Source organism: Ruegeria sp. CF1 (genome assembly GCF_056537445.1).
The window spans coordinates 65,956-80,135 of sequence record NZ_JBQFRN010000007.1 but is presented as its reverse complement, the minus strand read 5'-3'; the positions used below and the strand labels follow the sequence as shown (position 1 = coordinate 80,135).

General features: G+C 55.5%; 13 protein-coding genes. 7 read left to right on the top strand and 6 right to left on the bottom strand.

All coding sequences use genetic code 11. The annotated features are described in order from the left end of the window. Positions 1–681, bottom strand: coding sequence for a GntR family transcriptional regulator (locus tag ACRZ96_RS13560; RefSeq protein ID WP_480814738.1), 681 nt, complete (start codon positions 679–681; stop codon positions 1–3). 78 nt (positions 682–759) lie between these two features. On the opposite strand from ACRZ96_RS13560, the gene ACRZ96_RS13555 reads away from it, so the two are divergent. After that, positions 760–1,824: an AbrB family transcriptional regulator gene (locus ACRZ96_RS13555; RefSeq protein WP_170424977.1), complete on the top strand. Its 1,065-nt coding sequence runs from the start codon at positions 760–762 to the stop codon at positions 1,822–1,824. On the opposite strand, the gene ACRZ96_RS13550 is transcribed toward ACRZ96_RS13555, so the two are convergent. The 5 genes from ACRZ96_RS13550 to ACRZ96_RS13530 form a co-directional block, all read right to left on the bottom strand. Next, positions 1,793–2,773: a D-2-hydroxyacid dehydrogenase family protein gene (locus tag ACRZ96_RS13550; RefSeq protein WP_170597542.1), complete on the bottom strand. Its 981-nt coding sequence runs from the start codon at positions 2,771–2,773 to the stop codon at positions 1,793–1,795. The two genes, ACRZ96_RS13555 and ACRZ96_RS13550, sit on opposite strands and share 32 nt — an antisense overlap. Continuing rightward, positions 2,770–3,006, bottom strand: a complete 237-nt coding sequence (locus tag ACRZ96_RS13545) for a hypothetical protein (protein ID WP_480814737.1) — start codon at positions 3,004–3,006, stop codon at positions 2,770–2,772. The genes ACRZ96_RS13550 and ACRZ96_RS13545 overlap by 4 nt, the downstream gene beginning before the upstream one ends. A gap of 51 nt (positions 3,007–3,057) precedes the next feature. Next, positions 3,058–4,146: a 4-oxalomesaconate tautomerase gene (locus tag ACRZ96_RS13540; RefSeq protein ID WP_170565300.1), complete on the bottom strand. Its 1,089-nt coding sequence runs from the start codon at positions 4,144–4,146 to the stop codon at positions 3,058–3,060. Positions 4,147–4,238: 92 nt separating this feature from the next. Next, positions 4,239–6,269: a tripartite tricarboxylate transporter permease gene (locus tag ACRZ96_RS13535; RefSeq protein ID WP_170402503.1), complete on the bottom strand. Its 2,031-nt coding sequence runs from the start codon at positions 6,267–6,269 to the stop codon at positions 4,239–4,241. Positions 6,270–6,348: 79 nt separating this feature from the next. Then, complete coding sequence (locus ACRZ96_RS13530) at positions 6,349–7,437, bottom strand: type 2 periplasmic-binding domain-containing protein (RefSeq protein WP_170818923.1); 1,089 nt, start codon at positions 7,435–7,437, stop codon at positions 6,349–6,351. Positions 7,438–7,576: 139 nt separating this feature from the next. Between ACRZ96_RS13530 and ACRZ96_RS13525 the strand changes: the two genes are divergently transcribed. From ACRZ96_RS13525 to kce, 6 genes are all read left to right on the top strand, one after another. Continuing rightward, on the top strand, positions 7,577–8,245 hold the full coding sequence (locus ACRZ96_RS13525; RefSeq protein WP_480567518.1) for a response regulator transcription factor: 669 nt from the start codon (positions 7,577–7,579) through the stop codon (positions 8,243–8,245). Beyond that, positions 8,242–9,609, top strand: a complete 1,368-nt coding sequence (locus ACRZ96_RS13520; protein WP_480707349.1) for a sensor histidine kinase — start codon at positions 8,242–8,244, stop codon at positions 9,607–9,609. The genes ACRZ96_RS13525 and ACRZ96_RS13520 overlap by 4 nt, the downstream gene beginning before the upstream one ends. A gap of 190 nt (positions 9,610–9,799) precedes the next feature. Continuing rightward, positions 9,800–10,921 carry a ring-hydroxylating oxygenase subunit alpha gene (locus ACRZ96_RS13515; RefSeq protein WP_170636277.1) on the top strand — a complete coding sequence of 374 codons (1,122 nt, stop codon included), beginning with the start codon at positions 9,800–9,802 and terminating at the stop codon, positions 10,919–10,921. Next, positions 10,918–12,444 (top strand): choline-sulfatase, encoded by a 1,527-nt coding sequence (gene betC, locus ACRZ96_RS13510; RefSeq protein ID WP_480772102.1) that lies wholly within the window; start codon positions 10,918–10,920, stop codon positions 12,442–12,444. Before ACRZ96_RS13515 ends, betC begins: the two co-directional genes overlap by 4 nt. A gap of 32 nt (positions 12,445–12,476) precedes the next feature. After that, a complete protein-coding gene (locus ACRZ96_RS13505; RefSeq protein ID WP_480791448.1) occupies positions 12,477–13,244 on the top strand; it encodes an SDR family NAD(P)-dependent oxidoreductase in 768 nt (255 codons plus the stop codon). After that, positions 13,244–14,176 carry a 3,5-dioxohexanoate:acetyl-CoA acetone transferase gene (kce, locus tag ACRZ96_RS13500; protein ID WP_480814736.1) on the top strand — a complete coding sequence of 311 codons (933 nt, stop codon included), beginning with the start codon at positions 13,244–13,246 and terminating at the stop codon, positions 14,174–14,176. The genes ACRZ96_RS13505 and kce overlap by 1 nt, the downstream gene beginning before the upstream one ends. Positions 14,177–14,180 lie beyond the last annotated feature (4 nt).

Below are 14,180 nucleotides of genomic sequence, written 5' to 3'. Positions count from 1 at the left end.
CTAGTGATTTTCGTCGGTTGTCCGATCGCGTTCCTGCAACGCCCGGATACGCATTCGTTGTGCGGCCTGAATATGCCCGCGCATTTCTGTCTCGGCCGCCGCGCCATCACGTGCCTTCAGCGCGGCCATGATACGCCGATGTTCAGCGACTGCCGCTTCGGCCCGATCCCCGTCCGACAATTGCGACGGCCCAAGGATCAGCAGCGCCTTCTGCAAGGACAGCATGGATTTCGCGAGAAATCGGTTCTTGGCTGCATCCAAAAGCGTGGCGTGAAATATCCGGTTGATCCGAGCCGCGTCTGGACCTGTGCCAGCCTCGGCCAAACGATCATTCAAAACGTCCAACTCGTCCAATTCGACATCCGACGCCGCACGCGCTGCTAGACGGGCCGCAGTGCCCTCGAGCACTGCGCGCATCTCATAGAGTTCCATCACCTCGGCGTAATCCAGACTGCGGACGGTCGCGCCCTGCCGCGGTACATGCGTGACCAGGCCGTCGGTCTCCAGCTGCCGGATCGCCTCGCGCACCGGTGTTCGGCTGACACCCAACCGTTCAGACAGCTCAATCTCGCGCAGGCGCTCGCCGGGCAGAAGGGTGCCCTCGCGAATCTCATCCAACAGGCGTTGATACGCCGAATTGCCTTGCGGGCCAGGCTGTAAGGGGTCGTCCTGAATGGTCATCGCGTGCTCACTTGTCTTCTTGCGTCCATTTGTATACACTTGGATACATAGTGAGTCAATATTGTCGGAAGCTGCACTTTGCCCACCCAGAACAAAACACCTTCTCTCCTCGCAAAGCGGGCCTTAACACTGGGCTTGGCACTTCTTGGCACAGGGCTATTCTGGGCGTTGGATCTGCCATTACCTTTTCTGTTCGGCCCGATGAGCGCGTGTCTGATTGCGGCTCTGGCTCATGCTCCAATGGAAGGCTTTGGTCAGGTCTCGATTGCGGCGCGAACCATACTTGGCGTGGCTGTAGGGGCTTCGATTACCCCAGCCCTATTTGCAGAACTGCCGAAGATGGCAGCGTCGATTGCACTGATCCCGTTCTTTATCCTGCTGATCGCACTGGTCGGAGTGCCTTTCTTCCGCAAGGTCTGGGGCTTTGATACCACGACCGCGTTTTACGCGGCCATGCCCGGCGGATTGCAGGATATGATCATCTTCGGGGCAGAGGCTGGCGCTAACCCGCGAACGCTGTCCCTGATCCACGGAACCCGCGTTCTGATTATTGTAACGCTGGCCCCTCTGTTTCTTACGGTGTTTTACGACGCCCAACTCACCAACCCAATCGGAGAGCCCGCGCGCAACCTGCCGATACATGAATTGGCGCTGATGGTTCTTGCTGCCTTTGTCGGCTGGAAAGGCGGTGAGCGGATCGGCTTGTTCGGGGCGTCGATTCTAGGGCCAATGATCCTGACGGCTGCGTTGTCACTGGGCGACTTCATTCACACCCGACCGCCTCGCGAGGCCATCCTTGCGGCTCAGTTCTTTATCGGCTGCGGAATCGGCGTGAAATTCGTAGGTGTCACATGGGTCGAACTACGCCGTGTGGTAGCGGCGGGCTTCGCCTATGTCATTGTCCTCGCCGTTCTGGCAGCCGCTTTCACCGCCGTTGTCACCACCTTGGGGCTGGGCCAACCGGTCGAGGCATTTTTAGCCTTTGCCCCCGGCGGGCAGGCAGAAATGACAGTTCTGGCCATCGTCTCAGGCGCGGATCTGGGCTTTGTGATCACGCATCATCTGACAAGGATCGTGTTGGTAATCATCGGTGCGCCGATAGCGGCCAACCTTATCCTGCGCTGGTCCAAACCTCGGGGTTGATCATGTGAACCGGAGCGCCTGCAGCGTAGGCGTTCACTTGATCGAAAATGTCCGAAAATTGCAGATCGAACTCATCCTCGGTCACAAAGCCGATATGCGGCGTCGCAATCAGATTTGGATGCGAAAGCAAGGGGTCTTTCGGATCATTGAGGGGTTCGGAATCGAAGACATCGATTGCGGCCTTCCCGGGATGGCCGGCATTCAGCGCCCCAAGCAATGCCCCTTTTGCAATAAGGCCAGCACGAGATGTATTCACAAACAGTGATCCCGGCTTCATGTGCGCGAAGTCTGACGCAGTAATGATGCCGTTTGTGCCTGGCTTCAGACGAACATGGATCGAGACAACATCGCTGTTGGCAAAGAAAGCTTCGCGGTTCGCGGCGACCTGAACACCATCTGCCTGCGCCCGAACCCGGCCTTCATCTGAGGACCACCAGACTACATTCATTCCAAATGCCTCGGCGTAGCCCGCGACAGCGCGTGCGATACGGCCATAGCCGTACAGTCCCAGCTGCCGCCCTCTCAGCGTCTTGCCAACTCCGGCCTGCCACCGCCCCGCTTTGACCGAGGCCATCTGCGCCGGTAAATCGCGCATCCCAGCCATGATCAGCGCCCAAGTGAGTTCGGCTGCAGCATATGAAGGCGTTCCACCATGCATGTTCGAACACAGCAGAACACCGTTGTCCGAGCATGCCTGCACATCAACGTGCGGATACACGCTGCGCTGACTTATCAATCTCAGGTTCGGCAGCTTTTCGATCAACTCGCGGGTTACCTTGGTGCGTTCGCGAAACAGAACCAACGCTTCGGCCTTCTGCAACCGTGCTGCCAATTCATCGGTATCCTCGACATGATCTGTCCAGATCTTCACTTCATGGTCGGATAGCTTCCCAAAACAAGGCAAGCCCTGCAGTGTATCAAACCAATCATCCAGAATGTGAACCTTCATCGACTTTCCAAACCCTGCCCGGTATTCAGTTTTCTTGGCGTCGGCACAAAATGCAGCGTATCGAGTGCTGCAAGCGCATTGCGGACCCGCTCGCTTTGATCCAGCAAATGGTTGTACTGCTCATCGCACCCGGCGATCGGTGTCGGGTATTCCGCAATGTCCCGCCGCAGGACCGACTGCGCCAGCCTTAGTTCCTGACGCGCAATATCGAGGCATTCAGAATAATTGTTCATCGTGGCACCTTCATATTGTATACCTTAGTATACATAACGGAGATCCCAGTTTCAACTGCCACTCCACACAGATCCGGGTATGTAAACATGCCCATCTGCAAGCTTTCGCGCAGTCCGCACCAGACCAGCAGAGTTTACGTTGAAGTCCCCGTCATTCGAGAAGTCCACCAGCACATCAATCTTCCCAGAAGCGTGTTCCAGCACAACTTCAGCCGGGCTTGCCTTAGGTCGGTTCAACAACCCATCAGCGACGGTTCCGGGCGTCAAAGCACAAGACGCCATGCACTGCGCACCCGTAACGGCCATTGTCGGGTGAGTTTTCCATGGCATGAAATACCGAACTGCAAGGGTTCCGCCCTCTTCGGCTGGTGCCAACAGCCCGAATTTGGGGGTTACCGATTTCGATACATCCCCCATACCCATCAGTTCCCCGGCTTCGATCCGAACTGCCTCCATCTGGGCAAAGAACGAGCGGTTGGCGTCCAGTTCTTCTGCGCTTTCATACCCAGTTAGTCCAAAATCGGTGGCGCGGGCCATAGCCATAGGCATGGCGACATCCATACAGGTCAGTTCGACCCCTTGCACCGTATCGCGCAGATTTCCGGTGGGCAGAAATGCACCCGTTGCCGAACCCACAACTCCCATAAAACTCAGTTGTACCGGTGCAGATTGCCCGGGAACTCCGGCAATCTCGGCATCGCCCTCATAGGCCAGTTCACCACCCGGGGTCTGCACTTTGGCAACCACTCGCGCACCCGTATTAACTGCGCGTATCCGGACCACGGTCTCATCGCCTTGAGGCTGAAACAAACCCATTTCAATTGCGGCCGGAGCGACGCCGGAAAGAATGTTTCCGCAAGTTGGCTTGAAGTCGACCAGCTTTTCCTCAACCGAAACCTGCGCGAAGAAATAATCGATATCGGCCCATTCATCATCGCTGACAGATAACATGGCTACCTTGGTCGTCACAGCAGTACCGCCACCGATTCCGTCAATGTTAAACGCCTGCCCGGCCCCTAGGGCAGCGACCAGCACATCAGCCAACGTGTCCATATCCACGGGCAGGTCAGAGCGACGAAAATAGGGCCCCCGCGAAGTGCCGCCACGCATGAAAATATACGGGATTGCTGTCTGGGTCATCTCGAACCCCTCCTCTACAAACCGTCAAAAACTGTTGTGTTTTCAGCTTTGTCCGACCTGTCTGCTTCGCAGGCCGGACCTCAGTGGAGCATTCATTTCAGTGGCCATGGCAGGCTCACCATGTCTTGCAACAGTCCCGGTGGGAAATCCCGGTTCAGAGCGCCTGCCATGATGCACATGAAACCGATGCCGCAGGCTGTCAGGATCAGCGTCATCTGCCAGCTTGAACCGGCTCGAATGCGGAAGAAGGCAATCAGAAACCCGATCAGGGCTAGGATGAAACCAACAACCCACGTTGCCGCGATAAGACCTGCAAACCACGCCAACGTCGACCAAAGCCCATGCGGAGCGCTCGCATCTTCACCGGCAATTTCCTTATCGGCAAAGATTGCATCACCCTCGGGTCTCCGCATCATCTGGATCAGCAGGATCACGCAGCAGAACAAGGACACACTGCCGATCACCAACGGGATGATCTTGTCGGTCATGTTGTAGTCTGGGATCATGTTGGCGTTGATCAATGCCGCGATTAGGTAGGCCATGATCACCAGCAGGAAGATCAACGGCGCGCGCTTGCTGCCAGACTGGACTTCACCTTCGGCCATGATCATCTTAGCCTGCCGAATTCCTAAAATGACCGAAGCCACAGTGACCAAGATCAGAACAATCACGATCGGGCTGAAGACATACTCCATGCCCTCACCAAAGCTTTTGCGGAACCGGAATGAGGCAATCTGGAACGCCTGATTGGTAAACTTCTCAACCGGGTTCGACAGCACGAACCCAATAAGAAAGGCAGGGCGCGACCAATCGAACCGGCGCAGGAAGATCCCGATCAGGCCGATCACGAACAGCGCCAGAAGGTCTTCGAAGTTCTGACCGGACTGGAAGGCTGCAAAGCTGATCAGCATGAACAGGAAAGGTGCCAGATAGGTGAAGCGGATCGTTGTCAGCTTGGCGATGCCTCCGGAAGCCGCGATGCACAGGATGGTGCCCACGACGTTGGCAAGCGCCAAAAGCCAAACGATCGAATAGGTGATGTCGAGATTGTCCTTGAGCATGCTTGGACCGACCTCGATGTCACCAGATCCCAACAGAGCCACTGCACCGATGAAGATCGCCATCGAGCCCGAGCCGGGAATGCCGAACAGTAGCGTAGGCACCAGCCCGCCGCCTTCCTTGGCGTTGTTTGAGCTTTCCGGCCCGATGACGCCACGTACTTCGCCCTTGCCGAAGTTGCTTTTATCTTTGGTCGATTGAACCGAATGGCCGTAAGCGATCCAGTCGACGACCGAACCTCCTAGGCCGGGAATGACGCCAACGACCACCCCGATGATCGAGCAGCGAACAGACAGCCAGATATTCGCGGCCCAGTCTTTGACGCCGTCCAGCCAACCCGCCCCCAGCGAAGCCCCTTTGGCAATCGATCGATCCTGCCGCAGCAGCGAGACGATTTCGGGAACGGCAAAGATGCCCAATCCAACGATGACCAGCTTCAAACCATCTGTCAGATACGGAATGTCATAGGTTGCCATACGGAGCGAACCGCCAGCGTCCGCCTCACCAATTGTGCCAACCATCAACCCAAGCCCAGCAGCTGCGACGCCCTTTAAGGGGATGCGCCCAGCCAGAATGGCAACCATGGAAAGGCCGAGGATGGTGATCATCAACATCTCTGGTAGACCAAACGCCAGAACGATGGGCCGCGCGACCAGAATGAACATTGTTAGGAAGGTTGCGCCGACCAAACCGCCAAACAGCGATGAAGCGAACGCGGCAGATAGTGCCCGCGCGGCCTCACCCTTCTTCGCCATTGGGAAGCCGTCTAGGACAGTTGCCTGAGAGGCGGAGCTGCCGGGGATCCCCATAAGAACAGAAGCAAAGGTGTCAGAGGTCGGAACAACGGCGACCATCCCGATCATCAGCGCCAAACCAAGGATTGGGTCCATCCCGAACATGAAAGGAAGCAACAAGGACAAACCGGCAATACCGCCAAGTCCCGGGAAAACACCTACGGCCAGTCCCATAACGACACCGAGAACAAGATATCCCAGTACGATAGGTTGCAGGATCAAACCCCACGCATCATTGAGCGCAGGAAGAGCGGTGGCGAAAACCTCCATAGCGGCCGCCTTTCATATACTGTCTTGTGTTTAAAAAAACGCGCACCCGAGATTGGGGTGCGCGCTGTGGTGTGTGGGCTTAGTTCAGCTCGACACCATAGGCTTCTTTGAGCCAGTTCAGAACATAGCCTTTGGCATTGTCGTCGACGTTTGTCGCGGTTTGCAGCGCCGCCTTGGAACCGTCGCCCACAAATACCGGGTACTTACCGACGCGTTTGGACGAAATATCAGCAAAGTCGCCGCGCTCGGTCACAGCCTGAAACGCTGCAGTGTAGGCGTCAACCACTTCCTGTGGTGTATCACCCGGCAGAAAAGCCAACTTCTGAACCGGGAAACCCGCGACAAAGAACGCTTTCCAAGCGTCCCACGCCTCGCCACTGGTTTCACAGCCATCCGTTGCCTCGCAAACCTCTTTGAAGGTTGGAATATCAGGGAAGGTCGGATCACGGACAATGTTTCCATCGGCATCCAGCGCCCCCCAGGTCATCATCGGCACAGCCTGACCGGCCTCAACCAGCGGGGCCGATCCACCCAAGTAACCGGATGAGGTCTGATAGTCGATGTTAGCTTCGCCACGTTCGAACATTAGACGACCATCGCCACGGCCTTTGATGCCAAAGACTGGCTCAACGTTCATACCCAGCATTTGCCATGCCAACAGCGGCACGAGATCCAGACGCGTTGCGCCCTGCGAGCCGTAGATGAAGTTCGTGTCTTTCAACGCATTTGCGGAGCCATCAAACTTGGCACCATCTTCTGCGTTCAGATAGGCGACACCTCCCGTCCCGGACGCCATAACCGGGATCCAGTCGTTGTATTCATAACGCACGCGCGGATCGCTCAGCAGATAAGGGAATTGAGTTGAACCGGAAGTGCCGAACAACAAGGTTCCATCATCGTGGCTTTGGTCTTGGAACCAGTTTGCGCCTTTGGTCGAACCGGCACCCGGCATGAATTTCACGACCACGGTCGGTTGACCCGGAAGAGCTTCGGACAGAAGCGGCGCAAAGAAGTTGGCCCATTTCGCCGAACCACCCGTTTCCGAGAACGGGATGACCCATTCGATGGTCTTGCCCGAGAAATCAACCTCGGCAGCGGCAGGTGCAGCGATACCGGCGGCGGCGATCAGCCCCACGACGGCGCGACGGGTGAAGTTGGAAATGGTCATTGGTTCCTCCCTGTTGACCAGACAATCACGTCATCGCCCCCGGCGCTACCGTGATCGCAAATAGAACTGTGGGGTTGATTCCCCCTCCCATCTGGCAATCATGGAGCGCCAACCTTGCGCGAAACTTGCAGGAGACCCAATGCGGATCGTCATAGTCGAGGACAATGAGCCACTCGCCAATGCCATTGCTTATCGCCTTCGTGACCGAGGTCATGCGGCAGATATACTGACTGACGGAGATGCGGCTGACCTGTACCTTCAACAAGAAGGCGCGGATTTGATCGTTCTGGATATCAACCTACCCGGCCGGTCAGGGTTGGACATCCTGAGGTCGCTTCGCGAACGTGGTGACAGTGCGCCCGTGATCCTGCTAACAGCGCGCACCGAAACAAGCGACCGGGTGACCGGTTTGGATATGGGCGCAGATGACTATCTGGTAAAACCCTTCGAAATGGACGAGTTAGAAGCACGCGTCCGAGCACTTTCTCGGCGCAAAGAACTTGACTACGGAGCGCGGGAGAGCATCGGTAGCCTCGAATTCGACCGCGCATCGCGTCAGGTTAGTGTTCAGGGCCAAGTCATGGATATACCACGGCGGGAAATAGCGGTGCTTGAATGCCTGTTGGAGCGTCGGGGCAGAATTGTTCCTAAAAGCCAACTCACAGATTATGTCTATGGCGTTGGGGCCGATGTCGATGACTCAGCTGTTGAACCTCATGTTTCGCGGTTACGAAAACGCCTTCAGAATCTCGGCATTAAGATCAAGACAGCGCGCGGTCTGGGGTACCTTCTTGAGGTGCAGAAGTGATCAGGCACGGCTCCCTCAGGCTACGACTCTTCATTCTTATCCTGACACCCTTGGTATTGCTTGCGATCCTTCTTGGGCTTTGGCGCTTTATGATTGCCCAGGAAACGGCTCAGGAGCTGTTTGACGACAGCCTGCTATCTGCCGGTCTTGCAATTTCACGAGATGTTGCGATTTCAGGAGGTGACGCACTTTCGCCCACCACGCGCAGCTTGATCCGCGACGCGTCGGGCGGAGAGATCTTTTATCATGTTACGGGCCCGGGTGGCATCTACGTGACTGGCTATGCATACCCTCCGGCACCCGCGAACCCGTTTGCACAAGAGGCGAACAGGCCGCAGTTTTTCGAAGCACTCTATCGCGACGAGCCGGTGCGAGTTCTTAAGCTGACAGAACGTGTGACCATAGAAAATCTCATAGGAGATGCGACGGTCACAGTTTGGCAACGTATGGCGGATCGCAACGCGTTTGCAAATGAGCTGTCAATCCGCGCAGGAATTCTCATGGGAATCCTACTTGCCACTCTGGCATTTGTGGTATGGTTCGGAGTTGCTCGCGGGCTGCGGCCCCTCCTGGATTTACAGGACGCAATCGACCTGCGCTCACCAGATGACCTGAGTGAGATCAAACGCCCGGTACCGGTCGAGGTTCAAGGTGTCGTCAAAACCTTGAATCGACTCTTTGGACAGGTGGAAAAAAGTATCAATGCCCATCAGGTGTTCATATCCGAAGCGGCACATCAGCTACGTAACCCTGCGGCCGCCGTTCAGTCGATGGCCGAAGCGCTTCGAGATGCGAAAACCGATGAAGACCGCGATAAACGCATCATCGAGCTTGTCGCAGCGGCAAAGAACTCAGCAACAGTCGCTGAACAACTGCTATCACTTGAACGGCTCAGGCAACCGACGCACCAAGATCAAATGGTTGAAATTGATTTCCGCTCGGTTGTCGAAGAAGCCTGCGCAGAAATGGGAGTTCACATTCTTGCAAAAGGCATCGAGTTTGATGTCACGATGCCCGAGACGGCGGTCATAGTATCAGGTGATCAGGTGTTTCTAACTGAAGCTCTAAAGAACCTGTTAGACAATGCTGTTAAGCACGGTGGCGCTAAACTGAGCCGCATTTCAGTCGTCCTGCGTTCTGACGGCGGAAACGTTAGGCTTACTGTCGCTGATGACGGCGCTGGCCTTTCGCCCGACCAAAGCGAAACTGCATTTAGTCGGTTCTCCCAGTTGGAATATTCCGAAGGCAGTGGCCTGGGTTTGTCAATCGTCTCTGCGGTGGCGCAGCGCCACGACGGATCAGTCTTAATCAACCAAGTCGAAAGAGGAGCGAGCGTTACGCTTGAGCTTCCGATAATCCTTTGAATTGTTTCGTTTTTGACAAGTCCGACACCTATAAGGGTTGAATTGCTCCTCGACTAAATCCGGCGCTCGAGAGATTGAAACAGAGTCCCCGCAGGTCAAATAACTGTCGAAAATGATCAAACTAGCGGCCGATTAAGCATATCCCCGAATCTCACTTGAAATAGGTTTAAGTTTAACGGGAGAGGGCAGCATGACCGATTCAGAAACAATTTCCTTGGGCTATCACGTCGATCCATCACGCTCTAGCTCGTTACAGGCTGCGGCATACACTCAGGACAAGTGGTTTGACGCAGACCTTCGCTCCATCCTCTCCAAAACTTGGCAATGGGTGTGTCATGTCGAGAAAACACGAGAGCCGGGGTCCTTTGTAACAGTGGATGTTGCCGGTCAACCTATTGCGGTTGTGCGCGACAAAGAGGGTAAGCTTCGCGCCTTTTACAACGTATGCAAACACCGTGCCCATGAACTGCTATCAGGCGAAGGCAATACCACACGGATTATGTGCCCCTATCATGCCTGGGTCTATAAGCTTGACGGGCAATTGGCGCGTGCGCCACATACTGAAAACCTCGAAGACTTCAACAAGGATGAGATTTGCCTCGACGAAGTGCAGGTCGAAGAGTTTTGCGGCTTTGTTTTTGTCAATTTGGATCCGACGGCTGCCTCTTTGTCAGAGCAATCCGGAAACCTGGAAACCGAGGTGCGCCATTGGGCACCGGATGTGGATCAACTCACTTTTGGCCACCGTCTGACCTACGACATCAAGTCGAATTGGAAGAACGTCGTGGACAATTTCCTTGAGTGCTATCATTGCCCTACGGCCCATAAGGATTTTTGTGACCTCGTGGATATGGATACCTACAAGGTTACAACCTACGGCATTTACTCCAGCCATATGGCTGACGCAGGCAACAGTCCAAATACCGCCTATGACGTTTCGAACGCCACGGTGAAAACTCACGCGGTTTGGTGGCTCTATCCAACCACTTGCCTAATGCGATATCCCGGACGGTCCAGCATGATCGTGTTGAACATCATCCCTGTTGGGCCAGATCGGACGCTTGAGACCTATGACTTCTTCCTTGAGACGCCGGAACCTGACGCGATGGAGCTGGATGCAATTCGCTATCTGGACGAGGTACTTCAGGTCGAAGATATCAGCCTCGTCGAAAGTGTGCAGCGCGGGATGAATACACCTGCGTTCACCCAAGGTCGGATCGTCAATGACCCGGACGGGTCCGGCAAGTCCGAGCACGCCGTTCATCACTTCCATGGCTTAGTCTTGGACGCTTACGCAAAAGGTGCCACGTGACGCGGCCAAACATCCTTTTGGTCATGGCGGACCAATTGGCTCCGCATTTCACAGGGGCGTACGGGCATAAGGTCGCCAAGACGCCACATCTTGACGCGTTGGCCGCGCGCGGCATGCGCTTTGATGCAGCTTACTGCAATTCCCCTCTTTGTGCGCCTTCACGGTTTTCCTTTATGTCGGGTCAGCACATCAGTCGCATCGCAGCTTACGACAATGCATCCGAGTTCAAGGCTTCGGTGCCGACATTTGCGCATTATCTGAAATCGCTGGGCTATCGTACTTGTTTGGCAGGCAAGATGCATTTTGTCGGACCGGATCAGATGCATGGGTTTGAGGATCGTGTGACAACCGACATCTATCCTGCTGATTTTGCGTGGACCCCGGATTGGGAGGCCCAGGACGAGCGGATCGACAAGTGGTATCACAACATGCAAACGGTGAAGGAAAGCGGCGTTGCCCACGCTACCTTCCAGATCGACTATGACGACGAAGTTGGCTTTGCCGCCAATCGCTGGCTCTTCGATGTTGCCCGAGACAAAGCACGTGGGAACGATGCGCCCTTTGCGATGGTGGTGAGCTTCATTCACCCGCATGATCCTTACGTTGCGCGGCCCGAATGGTGGAACCTGTATACGGATGATGAAATTGACTTGCCCGCGTTTGTGCCCGCGTTGGAGGATCAAGACCCCTTTTCACGACGTTTATTGGATGGGATCGAAGCGTCTTATGTGCCACTGACCGAGGAAGAAATCCTGCGCGCGCGCCATGCCTACCTGGCAAACGTCAGTTACTTCGACAGCAAAATCGGAGAGCTGGTTCAAACACTCGAAGAAACGGGCGAGTTGGACAGCACCATTGTGATTGTCACAGCCGACCATGGCGACATGCTGGGTGAACGTGGGCTGTGGTACAAAATGAACTTCTTCGAACACTCCGCACGCGTTCCACTGGTCATGGCCGGGCCAGGCATCTCAGTTGGGGCCGCTCAAAATGCAGTGTCACTGATCGATCTTTTGCCGACATTTATCGACATCGGCGGCGGTGATGAGACGATGATCGGAGAGCCGATCGACGGTCGTAGCCTTATGCCTTTGGCTCGGGGTGAAGAAGATTCAGTTGATGAGGCGATCGGAGAATATTGTGCCGAGATGACGGGCTATCCTGTGATCATGATCCGGCGCGGGCCCTTAAAATATATTCATTGTGATAGCGACCCACCGCAGCTCTATGACCTGGGTGCTGACCCGATGGAAACGAAGAATTTAGCTTCGGACCCAAGCTACTCCGACGCGAAAACTCGTTTTGCAGCCGAAGTCGCCGAACGGTGGGACGGCAGTGCTTTGCGAAAGAAGATAATCGCCACGCAAAAATCGCGCCGTGCATTACATGCCGCGATGAAGGCCGGTGCCAGCGAGCCTTGGGACTACAACCCGCCGTCCGATGCAAGTCAGCAGTATGTACGCAACAATATGGATTGGACAGTGGCTGCACGCCGCTACCGCTATCCGCCATTGAAGGATTGAAACCAATGATGCTGAACGGAAAAGTTGCTCTCGTGACTGGTGCCCGCGGTGGGATCGGGCGCGCGATTGTCGCTCGGTTTCTAAGAGAAGGCGCAACGGTATTTGCCGCTGACCTCACACCGGAAGGGTCGTTAGATCAACACGACGACGACGGCAGTCATTTTGTTAAGCTGGATGTGACTCAAGAAGCAGACTCGGTTGCGGCGATGGATCATGTGCGCGCCGCACACGGAAAGTTGGACATCCTAGTGAACGCGGCGGGGATCGAGATCGAAAAAACGGTTGAAGAGACCACGTTGGAGGAATGGAATCAAAGCTTTGCGGTTAATTCCACGGGCACGTTCCTGACCTCGAAATACGCCATCCCATTGCTGCGCGAAGCGGCGAAGACAGGGAATAGCGCAAGCCTTATCAATTTTGGCTCCTACGACGGGTTCATCGCAGACCCTGGGCTTGCGGCCTATTGCGCGACCAAGGGTGCAGTTCACGCTTTGACCCGCGCAATGGCTTGCGATCATGGCCCAGAAGGTATCCGGGTGAATGCCATCTGCCCTGGCTATATCGACACTCCAATGCTGCAGAGCTTCTTCAACGGCGATGGATCCGGCGGAGGAGGTGGCAACATTGAAACGCTGCAAAAGGCCGTGCGCGATGTTCATCCGATGCGGACCTACGGGACGCCCGAGGATATTGCAAATCTGGTCAACTGGCTTGCCTCGGACGAGGCGCGCTATGCCTCTGGCCAGTTGTGGGTTCTGGACGGGGGGCTGTCTGCACAAGTGCAGCAGATGAAGCTCTGATGCCCAAGCCAGTCATTATCACTTGCGCGCCGACCGGAGGCATCCATACGCCGTCAATGTCACCGCATCTGCCGATTACACCGGCCGAGATTGCGACGGCCAGTATTGAGGCGGCCCAGGCAGGGGCATCAATCATTCACCTGCACGCACGGCACCCGGAGACAGGAAAACCCGATCCCCGACCTGAGCTGTTCAAGCAGTTTCTACCCGTAATCAAGCAGTCCACCGATGTTGTGATGAATGTCTCGACCGGCGGCGGCTTGGGGATGTCGATGGATGAGCGGCTGCTGGCGGCGACATCTACCAGCCCAGAGATGGCATCGCTCAACATGGGATCCATGAACTTTGGTATCTTTCCGATGCTGCAGAAATACACCGAGTTTCAGCACGACTGGGAACGGCCATTTTTGGAGATGACGGAAGACTTTATCTTTCCCAACACTTTCAAAACAATTCGTTACGCCATCGAAAAACTTGGTGGAGATCACGGCACCAAGTTCGAGTTCGAATGCTATGATCTTGGACATCTCTACAACGTCAAATGGTTCGTGGATCAGGGCCTGATCAAACCGCCATTTTTCATTCAGATGGTATTTGGCATCTTGGGTGGCGCTGGCGCAGATGCCGACCATCTGACCCACATGCACAACACAGCCGATAAGCTGTTCGGAGCAGAGAATTACGAATGGTCGGTCCTTGCCGCTGGTCGTCACCAAATGCCATTTGCGACCCAAAGCGCCATGCGGGGCGGTAACCTGCGTGTCGGTCTCGAAGACAGCCTGTTCATCGGCAAGGGTGAGTTGGCAAAATCTAACGCGGAACAGGTCACGCGCATCCGATCAATCGTTGAAAACCTTGGCCTTACGGTCGCGACGCCAGCAGAAGCGCGCATGCGGCTCGCACTAAAAGGCGGCGATCAGGTTGGCTTCTGAGGAG

What these genes read in the sequence shown, in the direction of transcription:
- ACRZ96_RS13530 (WP_170818923.1), bottom strand. Translation starts at nt 7,437, where the DNA reads ATGACCATTTCCAACTTCACCCGTCGCGCCGTCGTGGGGCTGATCGCC.
- ACRZ96_RS13545 (WP_480814737.1), bottom strand. Translation starts at nt 3,006, where the DNA reads ATGAACAATTATTCTGAATGCCTCGATATTGCGCGTCAGGAACTAAGG.
- ACRZ96_RS13550 (WP_170597542.1), bottom strand. Translation starts at nt 2,773, where the DNA reads ATGAAGGTTCACATTCTGGATGATTGGTTTGATACACTGCAGGGCTTG.
- ACRZ96_RS13535 (WP_170402503.1), bottom strand. Translation starts at nt 6,269, where the DNA reads ATGGAGGTTTTCGCCACCGCTCTTCCTGCGCTCAATGATGCGTGGGGT.
- ACRZ96_RS13540 (WP_170565300.1), bottom strand. Translation starts at nt 4,146, where the DNA reads ATGACCCAGACAGCAATCCCGTATATTTTCATGCGTGGCGGCACTTCG.
- ACRZ96_RS13515 (WP_170636277.1), top strand. Translation starts at nt 9,800, where the DNA reads ATGACCGATTCAGAAACAATTTCCTTGGGCTATCACGTCGATCCATCA.
- ACRZ96_RS13525 (WP_480567518.1), top strand. Translation starts at nt 7,577, where the DNA reads ATGCGGATCGTCATAGTCGAGGACAATGAGCCACTCGCCAATGCCATT.
- kce (WP_480814736.1), top strand. Translation starts at nt 13,244, where the DNA reads ATGCCCAAGCCAGTCATTATCACTTGCGCGCCGACCGGAGGCATCCAT.
- ACRZ96_RS13560 (WP_480814738.1), bottom strand. Translation starts at nt 681, where the DNA reads ATGACCATTCAGGACGACCCCTTACAGCCTGGCCCGCAAGGCAATTCG.